Origin of the sequence: Mycobacterium sp., assembly GCF_047975165.1 — a bacterium.
Classification (GTDB): Bacteria; Actinomycetota; Actinomycetes; order Mycobacteriales; family Mycobacteriaceae; genus Mycobacterium.
This window is the reverse complement of record NZ_JBKECZ010000164.1, coordinates 1-22313: the sequence shown is the minus strand read 5'-3', so window position 1 is coordinate 22313 and position 22313 is coordinate 1. Positions and strand designations below refer to the sequence as shown.

Sequence of the window (22313 nt, the reverse complement as noted above, 5' to 3'; positions counted from 1 at the left end):
CACCTGACATGTACGCCTGGTGCTGGCCTTCGGCGCGGGCGGCGATCTTGGCCTGCTCGGCGCGGCGGTCCAGCGAACGTTCGTAGGCCCGGTATCTCAGGTAGCCGAGACCGGCCAGCGCGACCAGGCCGAGGAACACGGCGGGGTAACTGGTCGCTAGGCCCAGCAGGTACAGGCCGCCGATTGTGCTGGAAATTATGACGCCGGCATTCGACGCCGCGGAGCGGCCTGCCACCGGCGTTCGCCGGCTGCCGGCCGCCGGCGACGGCGACGACCAGCCAGACCGGTAGCCACATGCCACAGGTGAGCAGCGTGAGCACCAGGTGCAAGGCGTGGTTGGGACCCGGGCTGACAACCAGGTGCGTCGGGGCGGCGACGGTGTTGTTGATGACGATTGACGTCGGGGGTGGCGTTGGCGGCGGTGATGGAGATGGCGCGCGGTAGGTCCACCGCCGACCATCGACATAGCGCTGCCCCGGTGCCCCGGGCGGGTCGGGGTACCAGCCTGGCAGGGGCGCGGTCATCGGATCCTCCTTGGCGCGAAGTGGAACATGGCGCGAACGCTACAACCGGGGTGTGACAAGTCGGCTCGGCCGGAAATGGCTGGGGGCCTCGCGCCTGCGGGCGGGTTGTCGGGCCGTGCGTTACGGTGCGGGCGTGCGGGAAGGCCTCTATGAGTCACTGTTGACAGAGCGGCTGAAAGCGGAATTGGCCGCCTGTGCCGACCTCGATCCCGGTATCGGAGTGGTCGATGAGGCCGAGCAGCCGCTGACCATCGCGCGGCACCTGACGCCGCTCATCGAGCGGGCGCTGCGGATGACGGTCGGCCCGCAGGCGCGGGCCGAGTTGGTGTCCAAGATTCTGTCGGTTTTGGCCGACCCGGCAGTGATGGACGAACGCCTGGATCAGGACGATCCGAAAAGGATCACCCGGCTGGAGTCGGTAGCCCCGGCAAACAGGCTCGGTGATCGTCGACTGCCGCGGCCGGCCACCCCGCTGTCCGACGCCGCGTTGATGACGAACGCACGCAACGAACCGGTGCTGGCGGCGGAATTGCGTACCGAGCTTGCCAGCGCCGACCGTGTCGACCTGCTGTGCGCGTTCGTCAAGTGGCAGGGGCTGCGCCTGCTGGAATGTCAACTCAATGATCTCAAGGCGCGCGGTGTGCCGCTGCGAGTCATCACGACCACCTATCTGGGTGCAACCGACGCGCGGGCGCTGGATGCGCTGGTGCGCGACTTCGGTGCCGAGGTCCGCGTCAACTACGAGACCGACCGGACCCGGCTGCACGCCAAGGCCTGGCTGTTGCGGCGCGACACGGGCTTTCACACCGCCTATGTGGGTTCGAGCAATTTGTCGCATGCCGCACTGGTGGACGGCCTGGAGTGGAATGTGCGGCTGTCGGCGGTGTCGACACCGCATCTGCTGGACAAATTCCGGACTACTTTCGAATCATATTGGCAGAATCGCGAATTCGAGCAGTACCAGCCAGATGCGGATGGGGACAAGCTACGGGCCGCCCTCGATATCGCGGCCGGTGGTCGGCAACGCGACCGGCTCACGGTAACCCTGTCGGGTTTGGAGGTGCAGCCCAAGCCCTACCAGGCCGAGATGCTCGAGGAGCTCGATGCCGAGCGTGTTCTGCATGGCAACCACCGCAATTTGATTGTCGCGGCCACCGGCACCGGCAAGACCGTCGTCGCCGCACTGGACTATCGGCGCCTCGCCCGGGAGATCCACGGCCGTGACTTGACGCTGCTGTTCGTCGCGCACCGCAAGGAGATCCTGACCCAGGCCCGTCGCATGTATCAGGAGGTACTGACTGACGCCACGTTCGGCGAGTTGCTGGTGGACGGCAACGTTCCGGAGCAGTGGCGCCACGTGTTCGCCAGCGTCCAGTCACTGTCTGCCGATCGTCTGTCGACGTTGGAACCCGGGCATTTTGACGTTGTCGTCGTCGACGAGTTCCATCATGCCGAGGCATCCTCGTACCGCCGTCTGCTCGATCATTTGAGGCCGCTGGAGTTGCTGGGCCTTACGGCGACGCCGGAGCGCGGCGATGGTGTGGACGTGCGCGACTTCTTCGGCGGTCGGGTCGCCACCGAACTCAGGCTGTGGGAGGCGCTGGAGCAGAACCTGCTGTGTCCGTTCCACTATTTCGGCATCGGCGACGGGACGGATCTTGACGGCCAGGCCTGGAAACGGGGTGGATACGATCTGGCGGCGCTGAGCAATCTCTATACCGGCAATGACGCACGGACCCGCATCGTGCTGAAGGAACTGCGCGACAAGGTGGACGATGTTTCGGCGATGCGGGCACTCGGTTTCTGCGTGAGCGTCGACCATGCCTGCTATATGACGGAACATTTTGTCGCGGCGGGCATTCCGGCGCGAGCGGTGTGGGCGGACACATCGGCTGCCGAACGCCGGTCGGTGCTGACCGCGTTGCGTAATCGGGAGATCAACGTGGTCTTCGCGGTCGACCTATTCAACGAGGGACTGGACATTCCCGAGGTAGACACGGTCCTGTTCCTTCGTCCGACTGAAAGCGCCACCGTCTTTCTGCAGCAACTGGGCCGCGGGTTGCGGCTGACGCCGGGCAAGACGGTGCTGACCGCGCTGGACTTCGTCGGTAACCAACGCCGTGAGTTCCGCTTCGATCTGCGATTCCGCGCATTGACCGGGGTGGGCCGCAGATCTCTGGAGCGCCAGGTTCAGCAGGGTTTTCCTTTCCTGCCATCGGGTAGTCAGATTGTGCTCGATGAGGTGGCGCGGAAAGTCGTGCTGTACAACATCCGCCAGCAGGTGTCGACCCGCCGGACGGAGCTGGTCTCCGAGGTGCGCTCGCACCCGGGCAGCGACCTCGCGTCCTACCTCGACGAATTCGGCCGAAGCCTGGAAGACGTGTTGCGTTCGGACGGATCGGGACGGTCCTGGACGACGTTGTGCCGCGAGGCCGGGAAACTCGCGGGCGAACCGGGTCCCTACGAGCGGGCGTTGGTCAAGCGGGTGCGCGTTTTTGCGCACGTCGATGATCCTCAGCGAAGGGCTGCCTATCAGGCGATTTTGGCGGGTGAGCCACCAAGTGCCGCGGAAGAGCGGTTGGCCGCGATGCTGTTCTTTTCGCTCTTCCCGGACGGCGGCGAATTTCCCAGTGCGGCGGATGGATTGGCCGCGCTCGCTCAGGAGCCGGTTGTCGACGAACTGCGAGAGGTCATCGACATCGCGTTCGGTCGAGCGCATCGCACTACTCATCCCCTGGGTGGTTTCGGTCCTGATTTCGGTGACGTGCCGCTGGAAGTGCATGCCACCTATTCGCGCGAAGAGATTCTGTCGGCACTGGGGCTCGCATCGATGAAACGGACCCCGAGCACCATGCGAGAAGGTGTGGCCTGGTGCGCTGCGGCGAACGCCGACGCCTTCCTGATCACTCTGAGCAAGACCGAAACGGACTACTCGCCGACGACGATGTATCGCGACTTCGCGCTCAGCCCAGAACTTTTCCACTGGGAATCGCAATCGACGACGTCGTCGGCGTCGCCGACCGGGCAACGCTACATTCATCATCGCGAACGCGGCTCGCGCATCCTGCTTTTCGTCCGCGACTCGAAGACCAATGAGCTGGGAGCGGCACCCTATGTGTTCCTCGGTCCGGCCGACTATGTTTCGCACGAGGGCGATCGACCGATGGCGATCACCTGGCGGTTGCGCCGCCCGATGCCCACCGAGGTGTTCGTGGCCTCGCGTGCCGCGGTTGCTTAGCTGCAACGGTCCTGGTTGGTGCTGACCGCGGGCGGGGTGAATCGCCGATGCGATTCCACCAGGGTGGGCGGTTGGCTCCGGTAGATGCCGCGGGCCGCCGCGACCACGCGGTTGCGCTGGGTAGGCCAGTGGATTCGATCCCACGCCGGCGATCGTGCAACTCAGGTTGCCGAACGCGGCGCGAGCACTGATCAGAACCTGTGGATGAGCCTCGGCGAGGCGACGAATTTGGGTGCACCGTCCCGAGGGCGATCTGAAGTCCAGTTGTCTGATCAACGGCCGGCGTTGGCGCGCTGGTTCGGGAAGGTAGGCCCCATGCCCAACGCAGTCCGTGAGGCCGCAATCGTGTTGGTTCTGCTGCGCCGGTCGTGTTGGCGGGCCCGGTGTCGTCGGTGATCGATGACTTCGCCCGCGTGGACACTCGGCAGATGTCGGCCTCGGCGTTGCAGGCTGAGTTTGCCGCCTACGTTGCTCAGTTCAATGATCAGCTCGACGGGAACGGCCACCGGCTGGTGGTGGGCAACGGCAATTGGCAACCACGTGAGGTGCTGCCGCTGCTGTACCTACATGGGCTGTCGACCAGCGACTTCGGCCCAGCTTTGGAGCAGTTCCTCGGCACGGGTGCGGGATTGTCGGTCACTACCATCGCCCGACTTACCGGTCAGTGGCAAGACGACGTCGTCACGTTCGCCACGGTGCGATTCCGCACCAAGGTGACCGAGGGGCCGGGATCACGCGCGGCCGGTGACCCGTGGTCGGTAGCGGCTGTCCTGCGGTGACAGTCGGTTGCGGCACCTGGGGATTGGTATCCCGGATCATTCTCCGGTGGCGACGCCCGGGATCGCCGCCCGGCGCCGGTTGCCGTGGATGGTGAGTCTTCCGGTCGCACCGGTTCCGGTATGGCTGGGGCCGGGGCCGGGGCCGGGGCCGGGGCCGGGGCCGGGGCTGGGGCTGGGGTCAGGGCTGGGGCCGGGGCCGGGGCTGGGGCTGGGGCTGGGGCTGGGGTCAGCTTGCCGACGGTGGTGGCTGTGGTTCTGCCGTGGGTTCCGGCTGGGGTTCGGGTTCGGCCGCTGGTTCTCGCGTTTTGGGTTCGTAGGGCTGGTACCACCACCATTGGGCGCGTTCGCCGGTGGGTCCGGTGCAGGGGGTACCTCCGGTGGGGGTTTGGTGGGTGGGTGGGCCCCGGATGCGTTGGTGAGGTGGTGGCCGTCGCTGTCGGTGATGGTGAGGTTCTCGGCGGGGCCGGTGATGGTGATCAGGCGGCGGTGGTGGGCTCGGTGGTGATAGGGACAGACCAGGGCGAGGTTGGTTAGTTCGGTGGGGCCGCCGTTTTCCCAGTGCCGTAGGTGGTGGGCGTGCAGGCCGCGGGTGGCTCCGCAGCCGGGGACGATACAGGTGCGGTCGCGGTGTTCCAGGGCGCGGCGTAGCCGGCGGGGGATGGCGCGGCTGGTGCGCCCGACACCGATGGGTTGGCCGTCGCGTTCGAACCAGGCCTCGAAAGTGGCGTCGCACAGTAGATATTGGCGGTCAGCATCGCAGAGCAGTGGGCCCAGGTGCAGGGCGGCAGCCCTGTCTTTGACGTCGAGGTGGGCGATGACGGTGGTGCGCTGGGCATGCGGGCGCCGGGCGGCTTCGGTGTCCCAGCCGGCCTCGACCAGGGCCAGGAACGCGTCGATGGTGGTGGGCATAGGTGGGATCTGCTCGCCGTCGTTCGCCTCGCCGCCGGGCCTGCCGCCGGCCCTGTCACCCGGCCAGCCGCCGGCACCCTCGTCAGCGTCCTCACCGGACCCCTGGCCGGCGCCGGTACCGGTTTCTTCGCGGTCGGCTTTCCAGTTGGTGACCAGTGCATCGAGGTGGGCTTGCAGGGCGGTGTCGAAGGTGGCGGCCTCCAGGTGCGGCAGGGTGATCCGCCAACTGGTGGAGGTTTCGTCGCTGGTCTTGCGGATCGAACGTTTCGGTTCCGGTGCGGGGTCGGGATCCGGTCGTGGTTCGAGGCTGATCGCGGTGCGCAGCTGGGTGACCGAGGCGCACCGGGCCAGCTGCGCGTAGTGGGCATCGGAGCCGTCCCCCGCGCGGGCGGCGATGGTGCCGACCTGATCCAGCGAGAGCCGGCCTTCCCGCAACCCGGCCACACACTGCGGGAACTCCGCGGAGCGTTGGGCGATGGTGGCGACCGTTTTCGCGTTCGCCGGGGAACAACCCGTGCGCCAGGCCACCACCGCGGCGACCGACCGCGCCCCGGTGTTGCCCCACAACCCGTCGTGATCCATTTCGGCGACGATCTCAACGATCCGCCCATCGATGGCATTGCGCTGCCCGGTCAACTCCGCGAGTTCCTCGAACAGTCCTTCCAGCCGGCCATCAGACACCGACGCCGGAAACGGCAGCGCATCACTGTCACCCGGGGGTGCGATCGAGTACATGACCCCATCATCACAAAGGGGTACGACAAGTCCGGGCCCGCCGAACCCCGCGCCCGGCGGGCGACACGTCGCCTAGTTGCCTGCGCCCGCCCGCAACCGATGCGCCAGCCCACTGGCCCGCACCGCCGGGCGCTGGATCGCCGCACGTACCGTGGCCTCGGAACCGATGATCCGCACCTTGCTCATGGCCCGGGTGACCGCGGTATAGAACAGCTCCCGGGTCAGCAGCCGTGAATCCTCCGGTGGCATCAGCACGGTGATTTCGTCGGCCTGACTTCCCTGGCTCTTGTGGATGGTCATGGCGTGCATGGTCTCGATATCGGACAGGCGGCTGGTCGTGAACTCCTGCATGCCGTCGGCGGCGGCGATGACGGCGCGCAGCGCGCCCCGGCGACCGGTGCGGTGCAAGACGGTGACGCCGGTGTCGCCGTTGTACACACCGATTCCGTGATCGTTTTTCGTGACGAGCACCGGCCGGCCGGCGTACCACGCGGACCAGATGGGCTCGCCGGTCGCCTCGGCCAGCCAGCGTTCTACCTGCCGATTCCAGTACTGGACTCCGTAGGGTCCGCGCCGGTGCGCACACAGCAGCCGATGCTCATCGAGCGTCGCCAGTGCACCCCGGGCATCACCGAGCAGCGCGGCCTGCCTGATCCGAAGTGCGTGGGACACCAGGGGATTGCGCAGCACATCGGCGGGCTGGTCGGTGTCGATCCACTCGAGGTGATCGCCGCCGGACCGCAGAACCTCGACGGCCCGATCCGCGTCGCCGTTGCGGACCGCTGAAGCCAGCGCGCCTATCGACTTGCCGAACCGGTGGGAAGTCTTGAGCGCGGCTACCGGAGAACCCGCGGCGGCCCCGAACCCCTCGACCAGGTCGGCCAGCACCGCGCCGGCCTCCACCGACGCCAACTGATCGGGATCTCCCACGAGCAGCAGCCGCGCCTGCGGACGCACCGATTCGAGCAGCCGAGCCATCATCGTCAGCGACACCATCGAGGTCTCGTCGACCACGATCACGTCGTGCGGCAACCGGTTGCCGCGGTTGTGGCGAAACCGCGACGAGCTGTCCGGCAGGCTGCCCAGCAGGCGGTGCAGGGTGGTGGCCCGCAGGCCGGAAACCCGGTGCCGGTCAAGAGGATCCAGTTTGTCTATTTCGGTCTGCACGGCTTCGTTGAGGCGCGCGGCGGCTTTGCCCGTCGGTGCGGACAGCGCGATCCGCAGCCGCGGCTTGCCGTCCAGTTCCGCCTGTTCGGCGAACAGGGCCAACAGCCGTGCCACCGTGGTCGTCTTGCCCGTCCCGGGCCCACCGGTGAGCACCGTCAGGCCTTGCCCCAACGCCACCTGCGCGGCCACACGTTGTTCATCGAAGCCGGGCGGAAACAGCCGCCCGATCCCGGGTGCTCGCCCCGAGGTCCGGGTGGCCAACAGGTGCGACAGGTCGTCGGTGACCTGCTGCTCCTCGCGCCAGTACCGGTCGAGATACAGGTTGTCGTGGTAAATCCGCAGCACCGGAGGCGACCCCGCCAGCGGGCTGGCGAGTACCGCGGCAAGCCACCCCTCGGGCGCCGGCCAGGGCAGATCGGCGATGCCGACTTGCGCGGCCACCGAGCGTAGGTCCACGCACACCGAACCGCCCCGCAGCGCACGCACCGCCAGCGCGAGCGCCAGCGCAACGTCCGGATTCGATTCACCCGCCATCTCGGTAAGCCTTTGTGCGACATGGACATCGGCGGCCTCGATCACGCCGGCCTCGTTGAAGGTCCGCAGCAGCCCGGTGGCGCCGACAGTGCGCCTTCGGTCCGCGGCGTCGAGGACGTCTACGGGGTCGAGGCTCATCCGGCCCCCCCGCGCGCATCGAGCAGTTCGGACAGATCGCTCACCAGCGCCGTCGGCGGCGCCCAACTGAACACCCCGGCCGGATGGCCATCGATCACCGGCGTGCCCGGCCCGCACATCCCGCGAACGAACAGGTAGAGCACACCGCCCAGGTGTCGCGCAGGGTCGTAGCCGGGCTGCCGCCAACGCAGAAAACGGTGCAGCACAACGCTGTACAGCATCGCCTGCAATGGATAATCCGAATGCAGCATCGCCTCGGCCAGTCGCGGTCCGGTGTAGTCGGCAGCGGTCAGCGGGCGGTCCGGTCCGGCCAGCCAGTTGGTCTTGTAGTCGGCGACCAGGTAGCGGTGCCCCGGCCCCCGCCCCGGCCCGTCGGGAATGCGCAACACCACGTCGATCGAGCCGCTGAGATACCCGCGCAGCGACTGGTCGCACAGTGGTTCGTCGAGGAGCCTGTCGGCGTAAGATGCCAGCGGGTCGCCGGCGGGAAGGTGGGAACCCACCAACCTCCCGACATCGGCGAGCCGAATGTCAGTGTCGCGGTCGCAGCGGTCTCCGCCGGCCAGTGGAAACTCGAAGTCCAGCTCCCGCAGCCGATCCGGGAGACCGATCTGTCGCAGCGTCAGGTCGCCGGCCAGCGGCCCCAGCGGGGTGTCGTGCATGGGCACCAGGGCCGCCGCCAGTTCGGCATCGGCAACATTCACCGGCCACCGCACCGAATGCGTTCGGATCCGGGCCTCGAGTTCGGCGGTGAGGTCTGCGGCCAGCGGGTCGGCGGTTTCCAGGACCGCATGCACCAGCGAGCCGAACTTTGCTCCGGTGGGCAGCTCGGCCATGGGAGATGGCACGCCCGGTGCGGCCGCGGCTTCGCCGATCGGGATCTCCGCGGCCTCGTCGTCCAATTCACTCACCTCGGGCTCGCCGCCGGCACCTGCCGTCTCGGCCGCCCTGACCAGCCCCGAGTAGGAGGTGCGTCGCCATCCGGTGTCGATGGTTCGCTGGAACTGGCGGACAGCGAGATCCGACGGCGGCGCGGTGACGGAAGCAGGTGGCGCGCAGGCGATCACGGAATCTTCCAGGACCGGACCGCCGGCATCCTCCCACTCCCGAAGCCGCGCCCGCGCGTCATCGTCGGTGATCCTGGCGGGTTCGCAACGATCGGGGAGGGTGGCTTCGCCGGGTCGACGTCCCCTGAGCAGCCGCGACAGTCCGCCGTTGGGTTCGTCTTTGGCAGGCGCCCACCACGCCACCACCTGGGACTGGGCGCGAGTCATCGCGACGTAGGTCAATCGGCTGGCATCGTTGGCGGCTTCGCGGAGCCCGAGGGGGCTGGCGGCGGTGAAGTCCGGGCTGGATTTGCCACCGATGTGCAGGCACCGCACATCCCGGTCGTGGAACAGCACCGGGCCGCGCTGCCGGACGTAGCGGTTGAACGCGAACGGTAGATACACGATCGGGTATTGCAGCCCCTTGCTCGCCCAGATCGTCATGATCTGGACGGCCGCCGCATCACTGTCCAGGCGGCGGTTGCGTTCGCTGCTGTCACCTTCATCGCGTTGGGCGCGCAACCAGTCCCGCAGCGCGGGAAGTGCGAAATGCTCGCGGTGCGCGGCCGCCTGCAAGAGCTGGGTCACCTGCGCCGCGTCGGTCATGCGCCGCTCGCCGCCGTGGCACGACAGGACCCGGTCGCTCATTCCCCGTATCCGGGCTGCCTCGAAGATGGCGGCGACCCCGCCCCGGCCGGCCTGGTCGGCCCACTCGCGCAAGGTTTGGGCCATCTCATCGGTGAGCGTGTCACCCCCAGTGGCGATGTCCTCGGCGGTCAGTCCGAAGAACATTGTCGCTGCGGCGGCGCGCACCAGGCCGGGGCGATGCGGCTGGTCGAAGGCCTCCAGAAGGGCCAGCCAGTCTTCGGCGGCCTCCGATTGGAAGACGTCCGAATTGCCGGTGTGCACCGCGGGAATCCCCGCCTCGGTCAATGTCTGATGGCAGATGGCGGCATCCCGGTGCCGCTCGACTATCACCGCGATGTCACGGCCCTGCAATGGCTCACCGTCGAACATCGCTCCACCGGCCAACAGCGCGCCGATGTCGGCGGCGAGATCACGGCCGATGTGGGTGCGTAGTTTGTCGATGGGAACGTCTTGAGTTTTATTGTGGCCCAGGGTGGTTCGTCGCACCACCCGTAGCCGGAACGGATCGTTGCGTGGGGCACCCGTCAGCCGGTGGCCTCGGCGGGATGCCCGCACGTTGCGAACGACAATCTCCGGGGCGCCCAATTCGACTCCGCCCAATACGACCTGCAGCCGGTCGACCAGTGCGCTGTCGCTTCTCCAGTTCGTCGCCAGCGTGCGCTTGTCCCCCGCGGTGGCTGCCGCACGCAGGTAGGTGGCGATGTCGCCGCCGCGGAACCCGTAGATGGCCTGCTTCGGGTCGCCGATCAGGATCAGCGTGGATTGTCCGTTGAAGGCCCGGTCCAGGACCTGCCATTGCACCAGGTCGGTGTCCTGGAACTCGTCGACCATGACGATGGGCCAGTGCTGTTTCATGCGGAGCCGGGCAGGGGAGTCGTCGGCGCTCAGCGCATCGGCCAACCGGCTCAGCAGGTCGTCATACCCGAGGATGCCGCGCTGGCGCTTGCGTTTTTCCAGTTCGGCGAGCACGTCCCGGGCGAAGGTGACCCGGGTGGCTTCGGGTGAGCCCGGCTGTGGACTGGCCGGCCGCAATTGCGTCGACGGGTTCTTCACCGCTGCACGGCATATGTTCAGCGCATCGTCGTAGCCCAATGTGGGTGCGTCGCGATCGTGGCCGAACCGGGCCAGGTAGAGATCGTCGATGATCTCGGTGACCAGGTCGCCGAAGTCCTCGACGAGTGTGACGCCGGAGTCCGAATCACCTGCTACCCCAAGTGAGTTGAGCACCAGTTGGCAGAACTGATGAATGGTGGCGATCGTCGCCGTGTCGACTCCGGCCAGCGCATCACGCAGTCGTTGCTTGCGTTCGCTGCGAATGGCGTCGTCGCCCTGGATGAGATAGGCCGTCAAGTCGTTGTCGCCCGCGGTGGCCGGGTCGTCGAAAGCCGCCAACGTGTCGTTGATCTGGCGGCGAACCCGGTCCCGCAACTCTTGGCTGGCCGCCCGTCCGAACGTGATGAGCAGCATTTCGTCCAGCCGCGCCCGGCCCTCGGCGATGTAGCGGGTGACAAGTCCGGCCAACGCGAACGTCTTGCCGGTTCCGGCGCTGGCCTCCAGTACGGTGGTGGAGGCGTCGGCTGGGAGTGGTCCCAACAGGTCGAAAGGCTCCATCAGCGGCGGTTTCTTCCCGCGGGCGATTCGGCGCGCAAAATGGGCAGCCACAGGCGAGCGGCGTAGGCGCCCAGCCGGTTGTCCTCGCCCGGGAATTCTTCGCCCGGCCGCACCGGCTGCATGAGGTCGGCGAGCGGCGCCTGCCGGCCCCACGCGCGGACATGGGCGGGTTCAGCGTCGTCGCCGGGATACTGGCCCGACTGCCACCGGTAATTCGCTGCCCGTTGTGGGTAATCTCCGGTGTGCCTGGCCTCCGCCCACGCGTAGGACGTCTTGAGCGGCAACGGAATCGGCTCGCGTCGTCCGGCGTCATAGATGGCCACCAGCTCCGCAAGGACGTCGCGGGCCTCCCGGTCCGCCCGTCCGAGCACCCTCTCCCGCGGGGTGGTGTCCTGCTTCGCCCGACCGATGCAGATGGCCGACCAGGCCCGATCGGGGGCATGGGAGAACAGCGCCAACAGCCGGATCCACGGCTCTATCAGATGCTTGCCGTCCAGTTTGGAGTACGTCACCGACACCAGGCCGTCGGCAAACACCTGCGGCACCGTGCCGGTCAGCCGCCTGGAGCCCAGGTCGATGTCGACGTCGTAGGCCACCGGATCAGCCCGGCGGAACTCCTGCGCGGCGGTGGCCAGCAGCGCGGCCTGGTCGCGGATTTCGGTCACCGTGCGCCAGCCGAGCCGGCCGGGCGGCACGGTGCCGCGCCGCCATTCGGCCTGCCTTGCCTGGTCGGGGTCCATGCCGCCGAGGATGTCGTGCAGCATCCGTTCGCCGACCGTCCATTTCCCGAGTGCGTCGATATCCACCGGCATGCCGTCGACGGTGCCGTCGACCTTCCACGGCAGTGTGTAGTCCAGTGCCCGGAAGAAGCCCTTCACCGGATCCTTGAAGAAGGAGACCAGGTCGTCCAGGTCGACGTCGCCGATTGCCGGCGACGGAAGCGGCCCGGAAACGAACTTGGGTCGCTCGCCGCGGTTGCCGGTGGCCGAACGGGCCGCCCGCAGCACGGTCGGATCGAAGCTGAACGGCACCCCGGGCACCAGCCTGCCGGGCTCGACGTTGCGAACATCGAACGGCTGCAAGGGATGTTCGGTGAGGATACGAGAGCGGATCTGCCCGGTTGTGGTCACGTCCAGGGTGTCGAGCAGCTCGGCCAGGGGCACCGCCGGCGGGCGGGGCCGCCCCGAGTATTGATCCGCGCCGGTATAGGTGATCACCAAGCTGCCGGTCGCGGCACCGATGGCGTCGAGCATCAGTTGGCGGTCCTCGGAGCGGGGGTCGCGTTCGCCGGTCAACGGGTGCCGGGCCAGTACGTCGTCTCCGTCTACGACTCCGGTCCGTCCGAACGCGCCATCATCAAGGCCGACCAGGCAGATCACGCGGTGGGGGACCGACCGCAGCGACGTCATCGCGCACACGGTCAGCGAACCGGAGCGGAAGTTGACGCGCGTGGGACGCCCGGCAAGGTGTTGCCGCAAGAGCGCGCGGATATCGGTCAGCCGCATCGGGGTGTGCGACCTCGGGCCCGCCGTGTTCAGTACCTCGGCGAATTCTCGTTGCATCTGGGCGGTCTGCCAGGCATCGTCGTCGGGCACCAGCGCCAGCAGGCCGATGCCGTCGGCCAAGGCGGCCAGCCAGTCGCGCACTGGCTGCGTCCCGGTGAGGGAAGCGACCACCCGCCGCAATCGGTCGATGTACTCGGCGAATCGGCCGGCCAACTCGATCCGATTGCTACCGACGTCGTCCAGCGGCAGTGTTGAGCCGATCCAGGCCGCCGACGAGTCCGACATCGCGACCCCGGCCAGTATCCGGTCCATGCCGAATCGCCAGGTGTCGTGCACGAAGTCGACGCCGAAGGGTGCGCGGTGCGCCTGATCGAAACCCCAGCGGATGTTCGACTGCCGCACCCAACCGGCGATGTCCTCCAGATCGTCGTCGTCGAAGGCGAACCGGGCGCGCACCGGAGGCGTTTTGGCAAGGTTGAGCACCTCGCCCGCGGTCACCCGGCCGCCGGCCAGCGCCAGCAGTTCCGATGCCATCGCGAGCAGCGGATTGGCCTGCAGCAGTGAATGGTCGGCCAGTTGCACCCGCAGGCGATGCGCCGGATGTGCGCCGGGCGCCGTGTCGCCGGGGGCCAGGGCGAGGCCGACACCGAATCCGGCGACGATCAACGGCGCGTAGGTCTCGATGTCGGGGCACAGCACCAGAATGTCGCGAGGCTCCAGCGTCGGGTCGTCGGCGAGCAGACCGAGCAGGACCTCGCGCAACACATCGACCTGGCGGGCCGGACCGTGGCAGCTGTGTGCCTGCACCGATCGGTCGTCGGCGGCCAACGTGCGGCCCTCGGGCCGGACGGCGTCGGCGGCCAGGTCGGACTGCAACCAGCCGAGCAGGGTTTGCGGCCGATCGATTCCGTCGAGACACTCGTCGGTGGCGGGATCCGGTGGCAGGCCGCGTTGCAGCTCGCGCAGATCCCGGCCGAGTGTCGCCAGCAGCGGATGGGCGACCTCACGGTGCGTGGCGTCCTCGTGGCGGGGCACCGCGCCGTGCCCGCCGGCCAACGACCGCCACAGCGCCTCGCTGGGGTGCGGCAGCCACAGGTGCAGCTCGTGGTGGGTCGCCAGCGCCGTGAGCAGCGCCACCTCGCTGCTCGCCAGCCGGGCGTGGCCGAACAGCGACAATCTGGCCGGCAGGTCGCTAGCAGCATTGCGCAGCCGGGCCAGGGCCTGCTGCTGGCGGATATGTGGCGGGTCGGCCGGAACCTGCCTTACCAGCGCGCGCCACAGCTGCGGTTGCCAGGTCAGGTCGGAGTCGAGATCCCTGTGGTCGCTCGTGTCTCCGGTGAGCCAGCCGGCAAGCAGTTCGGGACGCTCCCGGGCGTAGGAGGCGAACAGCCCGGCCAGCCGTCGCGCCACCGAATAGCGCCGCCCCTGCCGCAGCTCGGATTCGTCGCCGGAGTCGAAATGGCCCAGGTGCTGTGCCACTGTGCGGCACCACGGCTCGTCCAGCGAGCGGTCGAGGACCTCCAGCAGCGGCCACACCATTGCCTCCGGTGACCACGGATCGTCGTCGGCGGTGCCGGTGATCTCGGCGATCAGCCATGCCGGACTGCGAAACGACACCCCGGCGCAGACGCCGTCGCTTCGACGCACCGACGCGCCCAATCGGTGCGACAGGCGCTGGCTGAGCCAACGCTCGACCCCGGGGGCGGGAACCAGCACGATTTCCCCGGCGAACGGGTCCGCCGGCGGCTCCGCCAGCAGGGCGGCCAAGCCGTCGGCAAGCAGGTCGGTTCGGTCAGCCCGGTGGAGGTGAAGTGCCATCGCGGGCCACCTTAGACCGGGCGGCCGACACGTTGCCCTTAGTCGGGCGTCAGAGCCCGAATTCCTTTTCGATCCCGTCGATGCCGGCACGAATCGCCTTGAGCGCCTCTGCGCGGGCACGCAGCTTGGTTGCCGCATGCGCCGGCTGGTTGAGGCCGGCGAATTCGCGCGCGGACTCCTCGGCGCGGGCCACCACCATGTCGGGTTCGACGATCTCGTCGATGAAGCCGGCCGCCAGTGCAGTATCCCCGAAATAGGCTCTGGCCAGCCCGGTGGACTGTTGGTAGGCCGCCCGGGTCAGCCGGAGCTTGAGCATCTCCAGGGCGGCCCAGGGGATGACCATTCCGATCGCGACCTCGTTCGCCTGAATGCTGTAGGTGGGGGCGGCGATCCGGTGATCGCCGGAACACAACAGGAATGAGCCCATCGCGATCGCGGGGCCCGTGCATGCCATCACCACCGGTTTGGGATGCGAGAGCAGCCGGTGGGCCAGTTCGAAGCCCCCGCGCAACATGTCGATCGCGGGTTGCGCCTGGCCGGAGGTGAGGATCTTCAGGTCGAATCCGCCGCTGAACACCCGCTGGTTCCCGGTGATCACCAACGCCCCGGCGTTGTCCTTTTCGGCTTGGTCGATGGCGTCGTTGAGGGCCTGCTGCATGGCCGGTCCCAACGCGTTGACCTTGCCGTCGTCCATCCGGATGACCGCGATGGCTCCGTCGTGGGTGTAGGTAACCGGGCCGCTCATGGGTGCTGCTCCTCTTCTGCGGTTTTCGATTGGATCAGATCGACGCCGGGACCGATTCCGGTGCCTGCTGCCGGGGGTTCCCGTCGGTCGGTCACGCGGGCTGACCGCGATGCCTACCCGGGTCGGTGTCGGTGCCGCCCCAGTTCGAGCCGGCAGTGGCGGACTCGTCGGCCTGCCGGGTGCGCCACCTGTCTTGAGTTTCCTGAATTGCCTGGTTGATGCGTTCGATCTCGCTGCGGAACACCTCTGAGCGAGTTTCTTTGCTCGCGTAGTGAAAGTAGGTCAGCAGGCTGCGCAACAACTCGAGTTTTTGTTTCTCCCGCTTTGCCAGGTCGTGCGTTGTCATCAGTTCGATGCGCTGAACCGGCGGCAGGGCGTCCCAGTCCAGCACCACCTTGGTCTCCAGCGGACGCCGGGTGCGCCGCCAGAATTTCCATCCGCGCGGCCGCTCCGGGCTGTCGTAGTAGGTCAGCGTGCCGTCGAATCGGGAATCGATGCTGTGGCCGATTTCGGCGCGGTCGAGTGCGGAATCCCATACCATCCGCCACTCCTGGCCGGGCGCCAGTGTCGGCAAGGTCGCGGGGAGTTGCAGTTCGACGACGTCGGCGTAGCCAGCGGACGCGTTCTCGTACGCGGCCACCGTCGGGGGCTTGGGGAAGTTGAACCCGACGTCGTAGGCGGCGGTGCGGCCGAAATTCCGTACCACCAATTCGATGATGTGCCAGTCGGTGACGTTGGGCTCCATGAGCATGGCGACATGAGGCCTCGTCTTGCTCGTCACCAGCCCGCGATTGCGCTGCAGTTGCCGGTAGGTGAATATCAGCGTGACCACGCCCAGTGCGATAGCGACCCATGCGGCCCACGCGAGCCACGTACTGGACTCGACGTTGGTGATGTCATCCCAACGCGCTTGAATCCATCCCACCGGCCAACTCCCCTCAGGAATGCGGTTGAGACGATCGTAGAGTGGTGGCCCGCAGCGTGCAGCCGCGGCCGGCTGCCGGCCGGATATTCCCGCCGAATACCGCGTCGGGAACCCTCAGCCGCCCATCATCGTCTGCCACTGTTCGAGGCTGGCGGGGCGATACACATAGTTCGTACGCTTGACCTCCGACAGTGCTGCGCTGGGCTCGGTCGCGTACCAATGCCCGGGGTAGACGGTCGGGTCGCCCGGCAGCGCCGCGAGTTGCTGCAGGCTGCGGTACATCTCGTCGCTGTCACCCCCGGGAAAGTCGGTGCGCCCGCATCCGTCGAGGAACAGTGTGTCGCCGGCGACCAGCCGTCCGTCGAGTAGAAAGCACTGGCTCCCGGGAGTATGGCCGGGAGTGTGCAGCAATTCGATCTCGATGTCGCCGATGGCGATCCTGTCCCGGTGATCATGGGTGGTCAGATCGGGCAGGGGGATTCCGGTGATCCGGGAAACCCACAGTGCCTCGTGGGTGTTGACGTGGACGGGCACGCTCACCCGCTCCAACAGCTCGGCCAGCCCTTTGAGTTCGAAACCCATCATGGAGCCGCCGACGTGGTCGGGGTGGTGATGGGTCACCAGGACACCGGACAGTCGCATGCCGTCGGATTCGAGGGTGTCGAGGAGGTCTCCGGCCGCGTACGCCGGGTCGACGACCATGGCGTCGCCGGTCCGGCGATCGCCGATCAGGTAGGCGAAGTTGCGCATTTGCGTCGCGACCGGGTCGCCGACGGCGAAATCGCTGCCGGATAGCAGCTGACGGAAGTACAGCCGGTCTGAGTCTGACATTTCAACAGCGTATTGGTTGTCCACCGGACTGCGAACCAGGCCGGCCATCGCGGCGCCTCGAGCGAGCCCGGCGTCCTATCGGGTCGGTGAAGGTCGTCGGTGGTTTGGTGCCGTTGCGGGGCAGGTTGTACCCTCTTCTAGGCCCGCGGCACGACTGGTCGCTACGGGCGGACGGCCCCCTTAGCTCAGTCGGTAGAGCGTTTCCATGGTAAGGAAAAGGTCAACGGTTCGATTCCGTTAGGGGGCTCGGCGGATGCCGATGAGGTGGCGCCGAACTTGCAGATGGGCGGGTTCCGAGGCGGTGTAGCTCAGTTGGTTAGAGCGAACGACTCATAATCGTTAGGTCGCCGGTTCGAGTCCGGCCATCGCTACAACACAAGATGCGGCTTCGACAGAGATTCGAGAGAGAACAGATATGGCTTCCAGTACCGACGTGCGGCCGAAGATCACCTTGGCCTGCGAGGTGTGCAAGCACCGCAACTACATCACCAAGAAAAATCGACGAAACGACCCCGACCGGATGGAACTCAAGAAGTTCTGCCCCAACTGCGGCAAACACCAGGCGCACCGCGAAACACGCTGAGCCCCGGATGTGCGCAACGCAGCGGATTCGTAGGTAGGTGCGATAGCCAGTGTCACTGGGCCAGAAGATCGTCGGGATGCATTACCGCTACCCCGACTACTACGTCGTTGAGCGGGAGAAGATCCGCGAGTACGCGACGGCGGTGAAGAACGACGACCGCTTTTTCTTCGGCGAGGACGAGGCAGCCAAACTCGGCTACTCGGCGCTGCCGGTGCCGCCGACGTTCACCAGCGTGCTGGGCTATAAGGCGCAGCTGGCTTTTTTCCATGACGCCGGCATCGGATTGATGGAGGCGAAGATCGTCCATGTCGATCAGGTGCTCAAGTTCCTCGGGCCGATCAGGGCCGGCGACAAGCTCTACTGCGACGTGTACGTGGAGTCCGTGCGTGCCGCCCACAGTGCCGAGCTGATCGTGAATAAGGTGATCATCAGCAACCAAGAAGGTGACATCGTGCAGGAGACGTACACGACGTTGGCCGGTCGTGCCGGGGAAGACGGCGGAGAGGGATTTTCTGATGGCGGTGCGTGAGTTCAGTTCGGTGCAGGTCGGAGATCGGCTTCCAGAGAAGATCTACACCCTGACCCGGCAGGATTTGGTGAGCTACGCGGGTGTATCGGGTGACTTGAACCCCATTCACTGGGACGACGAGATCGCCAAGGTGGTGGGGCTGGACACGGTGATCGCCCACGGCATGCTGACCATGGGCATCGGTGGCGGCTACGTCACATCCTGGGTCGGTGACCCGGGCGCGGTCACCGAATACAACGTGCGATTCACCGCGGTCGTACCGGTGCCCAACGACGGCAAAGGCGCGGAGCTGGTGTTCAACGGCCGGGTCAAGTCGGTCGATCCGGAGAGCAAGTCGGTGACCGTCGCCCTCACCGCGACGACCGGCGGCAAGAAGATCTTCGGTCGGGCCACCGCCTCGGCGAAGCTGGCGTAGCCGATGGCCCTCAAAACCGATATCCGAGGGATGAGCTGGCAATACCCCGACTATTTCGAGGTGGGCCGCGAGCAGGTCCGCCAGTTCGCAACAGCGGTGAAAGCCACCGATCCGGCCAGTTTCGACGAGCAGGCTGCCGCCGAACTCGGCCACGACGCCCTGTTGGCGCCGCTGACCTTCGTAGCGATCGTCGCCAAGCTTGTCCAGGACGATTTCTTCCGGAACGTCGATGTGGGCTTCGAAACCATGCAGATCGTTCAGGTGGATCAGAAGTTCGTTTATCGCAAGCCGGTGAAAGTCGGAGACCGGCTCGTCGCCACCATGGTCGTCGATTCGGTCAACGAGCGTTTCGGCGCCGACATCGTGGTCACCAGGAACACCTGCGTCAACCAGCACGGAGAAGTGGTCCTGGAGGCTTTCACCACGATGATGGGGCACGAAGGCGACAACTCGATCGAACTTCGGTGGGACAAGGAGACCGGTCAGGTCGTCAGGACCGGCTAATTGGTATCTGGGTCCCGGGTCGATGTACACTCGGACCTCGGGTTTTCCCAGTAGAAGCGCGCTGTCCGTCGGTCCATCCGGGGCGATCGGGGAGCGCGCGAGTTGTGTAGGCCCGTGAAGGGGCGTAGCTCAACTGGCAGAGCAGCGGTCTCCAAAACCGCAGGTTGCAGGTTCAAGTCCTGTCGCCCCTGCTGAGGCTGGCCACCCGGCGAAGATGCGGACCGGGTCGGTTTGAGGAGGAGCGGGCGCATAGGCAGGCATAGGTAGGGTGCCATGGTGGACACTGGGAATGTGGCCAGCCGCAGTGGCACGGCACGTCGGATAGTCAGCGAACGAAGGAGCATGCGGTGAGCGACGAAGGCGATATTGCCGACGACGCCGCAAGCGACGGCGGCGACACCGGGGGCAACCGCGATAGCGAGACCCGGGCGGTGGTCGCGACCGAGACGGTCCCGCGACCCCAGCGCCCGACGGGCAAACGGTCGCGGCAGCGAGCCGCGGAATCCGACCAAGGCGACGCGGCCGAGTCCGAGGCGGCCGGGCAGCAGGGTGCGTCGAAGTCGGCTTCGGATTCGCCGTCCGGCGCGGGTAAGAAAGCCAAGGCAGATAAGGCCCGGAAGTCGGGGAAGAAGTCCAAGAAGGCGGATTCGTCGAGTGTGCTGAGCCCGTTCGTATTCGTCTACAACTACCTCAAGCAGGTCGTTGCCGAGATGCGGAAGGTGATCTGGCCCAACCGCAAGCAGATGCTCACCTACACGTCGGTGGTGCTGGTTTTCCTGGTTTTCATGGTGGCGCTGGTGGCCGGTGCCGACGTGGGCTTGAGCAAACTTGTGCTGCTGGTGTTCGGCTGAGGCGTTCCAGTGATAGAGAGGACTTTGATACCGTGACTACCGGTGACGCGTTCGCGGGTGAGGCGGTCGACGTGCAAGAGGCCGACAAGCCCGAGGATGTCGATGCGCCCGTGGAAGAAGCGGCGGAAGAGGTCGACCCGGTCGCTGCACTCAAGGCGGAGTTGCGCAGCAAACCCGGCGACTGGTACGTCATCCATTCGTATGCTGGCTACGAGAACAAGGTGAAAGCCAATCTTGAAACTCGTGTGCAGAACCTCGACGTCGGTGACTACATCTTCCAAGTGGAGGTTCCCACCGAAGAGGTCACCGAGATCAAGAACGGGCAGCGCAAGCAGGTCAACCGCAAGGTGCTGCCCGGCTACATCCTGGTGCGGATGGACTTGACCGATGACTCCTGGGCCGCGGTGCGCAACACCCCGGGAGTGACCGGGTTCGTCGGTGCGACGTCGAGGCCGTCGGCGCTGACACTCGACGACGTGGTGAAGTTCCTGCTGCCGCGTGGGGCGGCAAAGAAGCCCGTGAAGGGGGCGGCAAGTACGGCAGTCGTGGCCGAGGCGGGTGGGCTGGAGCGCCCGGTCATCGAGGTCGACTACGAGGTCGGCGAATCGGTGACGGTGATGGACGGGCCGTTCGCCACGTTGCCGGCCACGATCAACGAGGTCAACGCCGAACAGCAGAAGCTGAAGGTGCTGGTCTCCATTTTCGGACGCGAAACACCGGTGGAGCTGACTTTCAACCAGGTCTCCAAGATCTAGCTGGCCGGCATCGTCGCCGAAGCTTTGAAGAACCAGGAAGGACTCGACATCTCATGGCCCCGAAGAATAAAAAAGTAACCGGGCTGATCAAGCTGCAGATTGCGGCGGGGCAGGCCAACCCTGCGCCGCCGGTCGGCCCGGCGCTCGGCCAGCACGGCGTCAACATCATGGAGTTCTGCAAGGCCTACAATGCCGCGACGGAGAACCAGCGCGGCAATGTCGTCCCAGTGGAAATCACGGTCTATGAGGACCGCAGCTTTACGTTCGCGCTGAAGACGCCTCCCGCCGCCAAACTCCTGTTGAAGGCCGCCGGCGTCGCCAAGGGTTCGGCGGAGCCGCACAAGGACAAGGTCGCCAAGGTCACCTGGGATCAGGTACGCGAGATCGCCGAGACCAAGAAGGTGGACCTCAACGCCAACGACATCGACGCGGCAGCCAAGATCATCGCCGGTACCGCCCGTTCGATGGGTATCACGGTCGAGTAGTACCGGCCTGAGGAAAACGTGGGAGGGCCAGCTTCGGCCCGCTTGACGACCACGAACCCAACACAGATTGGATATCGAAATGAGCAAGAACAGCAAGGCATATCGCGCTGCGGCTGAAAAGATCGACCGCAACAGCCTTTACACACCTCTGCAGGCGGCCAAGCTCGCCAAGGAGACGTCTTCGACCAAGCAGGACGCTACCGTCGAGGTGGCGATCCGGCTCGGTGTCGACCCGCGTAAGGCCGACCAAATGGTGCGCGGCACGGTGAACCTGCCGCACGGTACCGGCAAGACCGCTCGAGTTGCGGTGTTCGCGGTGGGCGAGAAGGCCGAGCAGGCTGCGGCCGCCGGGGCCGACATCGTCGGCAGCGATGACCTGATCGAGAAGATCCAGGACGGATTCCTCGATTTCGATGCCGCGATCGCCACTCCGGACCAGATGGCCAAGGTGGGGCGAATCGCCCGGGTGCTGGGTCCCCGCGGCTTGATGCCCAATCCGAAGACCGGCACCGTAACCCCCGACGTCGTCAAGGCCGTCAACGACATCAAGGGCGGCAAGATCAACTTCCGTATCGACAAGCAGGCAAACCTGCACTTCGTCATCGGCAAAGCGTCGTTCGATGAGAAGCAGCTGGCCGAGAACTACGGTGCGGCACTCGACGAGGTCCTGCGGCACAAGCCGTCCTCGTCCAAGGGGCGCTACTTGAAGAAGGTGACCGTGTCGACGACGACGGGGCCGGGGATCCCGGTGGACCCGTCGGTCACGCGCAACTTCGGTACCGAGGGGGAGTGAGCCGGCGCCCGCGGCGCCGGTGAACGTAGCCGAGAATCAGGCCGCGAGGGGGAGTGAGCCGGCGCCCGCGGCGCCGGTGAACGTAGCCGAGAATCAGGCCGCGAGGGGGAGTGAGCCGGCGCCCGCGGCGCCGGTGAACGTAGCCGAGAATCAGGCCGCGAGGGGGAGTGAGCCGGCGCCCGCGGCGCCGGTGAACCACCACCGGTAGCACCACTCTTGGACGCGAGCCCTGCCCACTGACCCTG

General features: G+C 66.6%; 15 protein-coding genes, 3 tRNA genes and 3 pseudogenes. 13 read left to right on the top strand and 8 right to left on the bottom strand.

From position 1 onward, the window contains the following. Nucleotides 1-455: 455 nt before the first annotated feature. Nucleotides 456-524, bottom strand: a pseudogene (locus ACK5M9_RS15400) (hypothetical protein); the annotation flags it as partial. Nucleotides 525-657: 133 nt separating this feature from the next. On the opposite strand from ACK5M9_RS15400, the gene ACK5M9_RS15395 reads away from it, so the two are divergent. Continuing rightward, nucleotides 658-3762, top strand: coding sequence for a DUF3427 domain-containing protein (locus ACK5M9_RS15395; protein WP_416894079.1), 3105 nt, complete (start codon nt 658-660; stop codon nt 3760-3762). Nucleotides 3763-4130: 368 nt separating this feature from the next. Next, nucleotides 4131-4451 (top strand): annotated as a pseudogene (locus tag ACK5M9_RS15390) (IS256 family transposase); the annotation flags it as partial. Between the two features lie 316 nt (nt 4452-4767). On the opposite strand, the pseudogene ACK5M9_RS15385 reads toward ACK5M9_RS15390, so the two are convergent. The 7 genes and pseudogenes from ACK5M9_RS15385 to ACK5M9_RS15355 all read right to left on the bottom strand — a co-directional run bounded on the left by ACK5M9_RS15385 (nt 4768) and on the right by ACK5M9_RS15355 (nt 17153). Beyond that, a pseudogene (locus tag ACK5M9_RS15385) lies at nt 4768-6185 on the bottom strand (DUF222 domain-containing protein). A gap of 72 nt (nt 6186-6257) precedes the next feature. Next, nucleotides 6258-8024 (bottom strand): exodeoxyribonuclease V subunit alpha, encoded by a 1767-nt coding sequence (gene recD, locus ACK5M9_RS15380; protein ID WP_416894014.1) that lies wholly within the window; start codon nt 8022-8024, stop codon nt 6258-6260. Beyond that, nucleotides 8021-11329, bottom strand: coding sequence for a UvrD-helicase domain-containing protein (locus ACK5M9_RS15375; RefSeq protein WP_416894078.1), 3309 nt, complete (start codon nt 11327-11329; stop codon nt 8021-8023). Before ACK5M9_RS15375 ends, recD begins: the two co-directional genes overlap by 4 nt. Further along, nucleotides 11329-14652: an exodeoxyribonuclease V subunit gamma gene (gene recC / locus ACK5M9_RS15370; RefSeq protein WP_416894013.1), complete on the bottom strand. Its 3324-nt coding sequence runs from the start codon at nt 14650-14652 to the stop codon at nt 11329-11331. The genes ACK5M9_RS15375 and recC overlap by 1 nt, the downstream gene beginning before the upstream one ends. Nucleotides 14653-14701: 49 nt before the next feature. Next, nucleotides 14702-15397, bottom strand: coding sequence for a crotonase/enoyl-CoA hydratase family protein (locus ACK5M9_RS15365; RefSeq protein ID WP_416894012.1), 696 nt, complete (start codon nt 15395-15397; stop codon nt 14702-14704). Nucleotides 15398-15488: 91 nt separating this feature from the next. Next, a complete protein-coding gene (locus tag ACK5M9_RS15360) occupies nt 15489-16322 on the bottom strand; it encodes a hypothetical protein (RefSeq protein ID WP_416894011.1) in 834 nt (277 codons plus the stop codon). Nucleotides 16323-16436: 114 nt separating this feature from the next. Next, complete coding sequence (locus tag ACK5M9_RS15355; RefSeq protein WP_416894010.1) at nt 16437-17153, bottom strand: MBL fold metallo-hydrolase; 717 nt, start codon at nt 17151-17153, stop codon at nt 16437-16439. 174 nt (nt 17154-17327) lie between these two features. Between ACK5M9_RS15355 and ACK5M9_RS15350 the strand changes: the two genes are divergently transcribed. From ACK5M9_RS15350 to rplA, 11 genes are all read left to right on the top strand, one after another. After that, a tRNA-Thr gene (locus tag ACK5M9_RS15350) sits at nt 17328-17400 on the top strand. 50 nt (nt 17401-17450) lie between these two features. Continuing rightward, nucleotides 17451-17524: transfer RNA gene (locus ACK5M9_RS15345), tRNA-Met, on the top strand. Nucleotides 17525-17568: 44 nt separating this feature from the next. Beyond that, nucleotides 17569-17736 carry a 50S ribosomal protein L33 gene (gene rpmG, locus ACK5M9_RS15340; RefSeq protein WP_007167776.1) on the top strand — a complete coding sequence of 56 codons (168 nt, stop codon included), beginning with the start codon at nt 17569-17571 and terminating at the stop codon, nt 17734-17736. 49 nt (nt 17737-17785) lie between these two features. After that, nucleotides 17786-18265 carry a (3R)-hydroxyacyl-ACP dehydratase subunit HadA gene (gene hadA, locus ACK5M9_RS15335; RefSeq protein ID WP_416894009.1) on the top strand — a complete coding sequence of 160 codons (480 nt, stop codon included), beginning with the start codon at nt 17786-17788 and terminating at the stop codon, nt 18263-18265. Then, the gene (gene hadB, locus ACK5M9_RS15330; protein WP_416894008.1) at nt 18252-18680 is read left to right on the top strand and encodes a (3R)-hydroxyacyl-ACP dehydratase subunit HadB; all 429 of its coding nucleotides are present in this window, start codon (nt 18252-18254) and stop codon (nt 18678-18680) included. Before hadA ends, hadB begins: the two co-directional genes overlap by 14 nt. Before the next feature lie 3 nt (nt 18681-18683). After that, nucleotides 18684-19184 (top strand): (3R)-hydroxyacyl-ACP dehydratase subunit HadC, encoded by a 501-nt coding sequence (gene hadC / locus ACK5M9_RS15325; protein WP_416894007.1) that lies wholly within the window; start codon nt 18684-18686, stop codon nt 19182-19184. 118 nt (nt 19185-19302) lie between these two features. After that, nucleotides 19303-19375 (top strand) — tRNA-Trp (locus ACK5M9_RS15320). A gap of 156 nt (nt 19376-19531) precedes the next feature. Beyond that, a complete protein-coding gene (gene secE, locus ACK5M9_RS15315) occupies nt 19532-20035 on the top strand; it encodes a preprotein translocase subunit SecE (RefSeq protein WP_416894006.1) in 504 nt (167 codons plus the stop codon). A gap of 32 nt (nt 20036-20067) precedes the next feature. Continuing rightward, nucleotides 20068-20790: a transcription termination/antitermination protein NusG gene (gene nusG, locus ACK5M9_RS15310; RefSeq protein WP_416894005.1), complete on the top strand. Its 723-nt coding sequence runs from the start codon at nt 20068-20070 to the stop codon at nt 20788-20790. Between the two features lie 53 nt (nt 20791-20843). After that, nucleotides 20844-21275 (top strand): 50S ribosomal protein L11, encoded by a 432-nt coding sequence (gene rplK, locus ACK5M9_RS15305; protein ID WP_416894004.1) that lies wholly within the window; start codon nt 20844-20846, stop codon nt 21273-21275. Between the two features lie 79 nt (nt 21276-21354). Further along, on the top strand, nt 21355-22068 hold the full coding sequence (gene rplA, locus ACK5M9_RS15300; protein ID WP_416894003.1) for a 50S ribosomal protein L1: 714 nt from the start codon (nt 21355-21357) through the stop codon (nt 22066-22068). Nucleotides 22069-22313 lie beyond the last annotated feature (245 nt).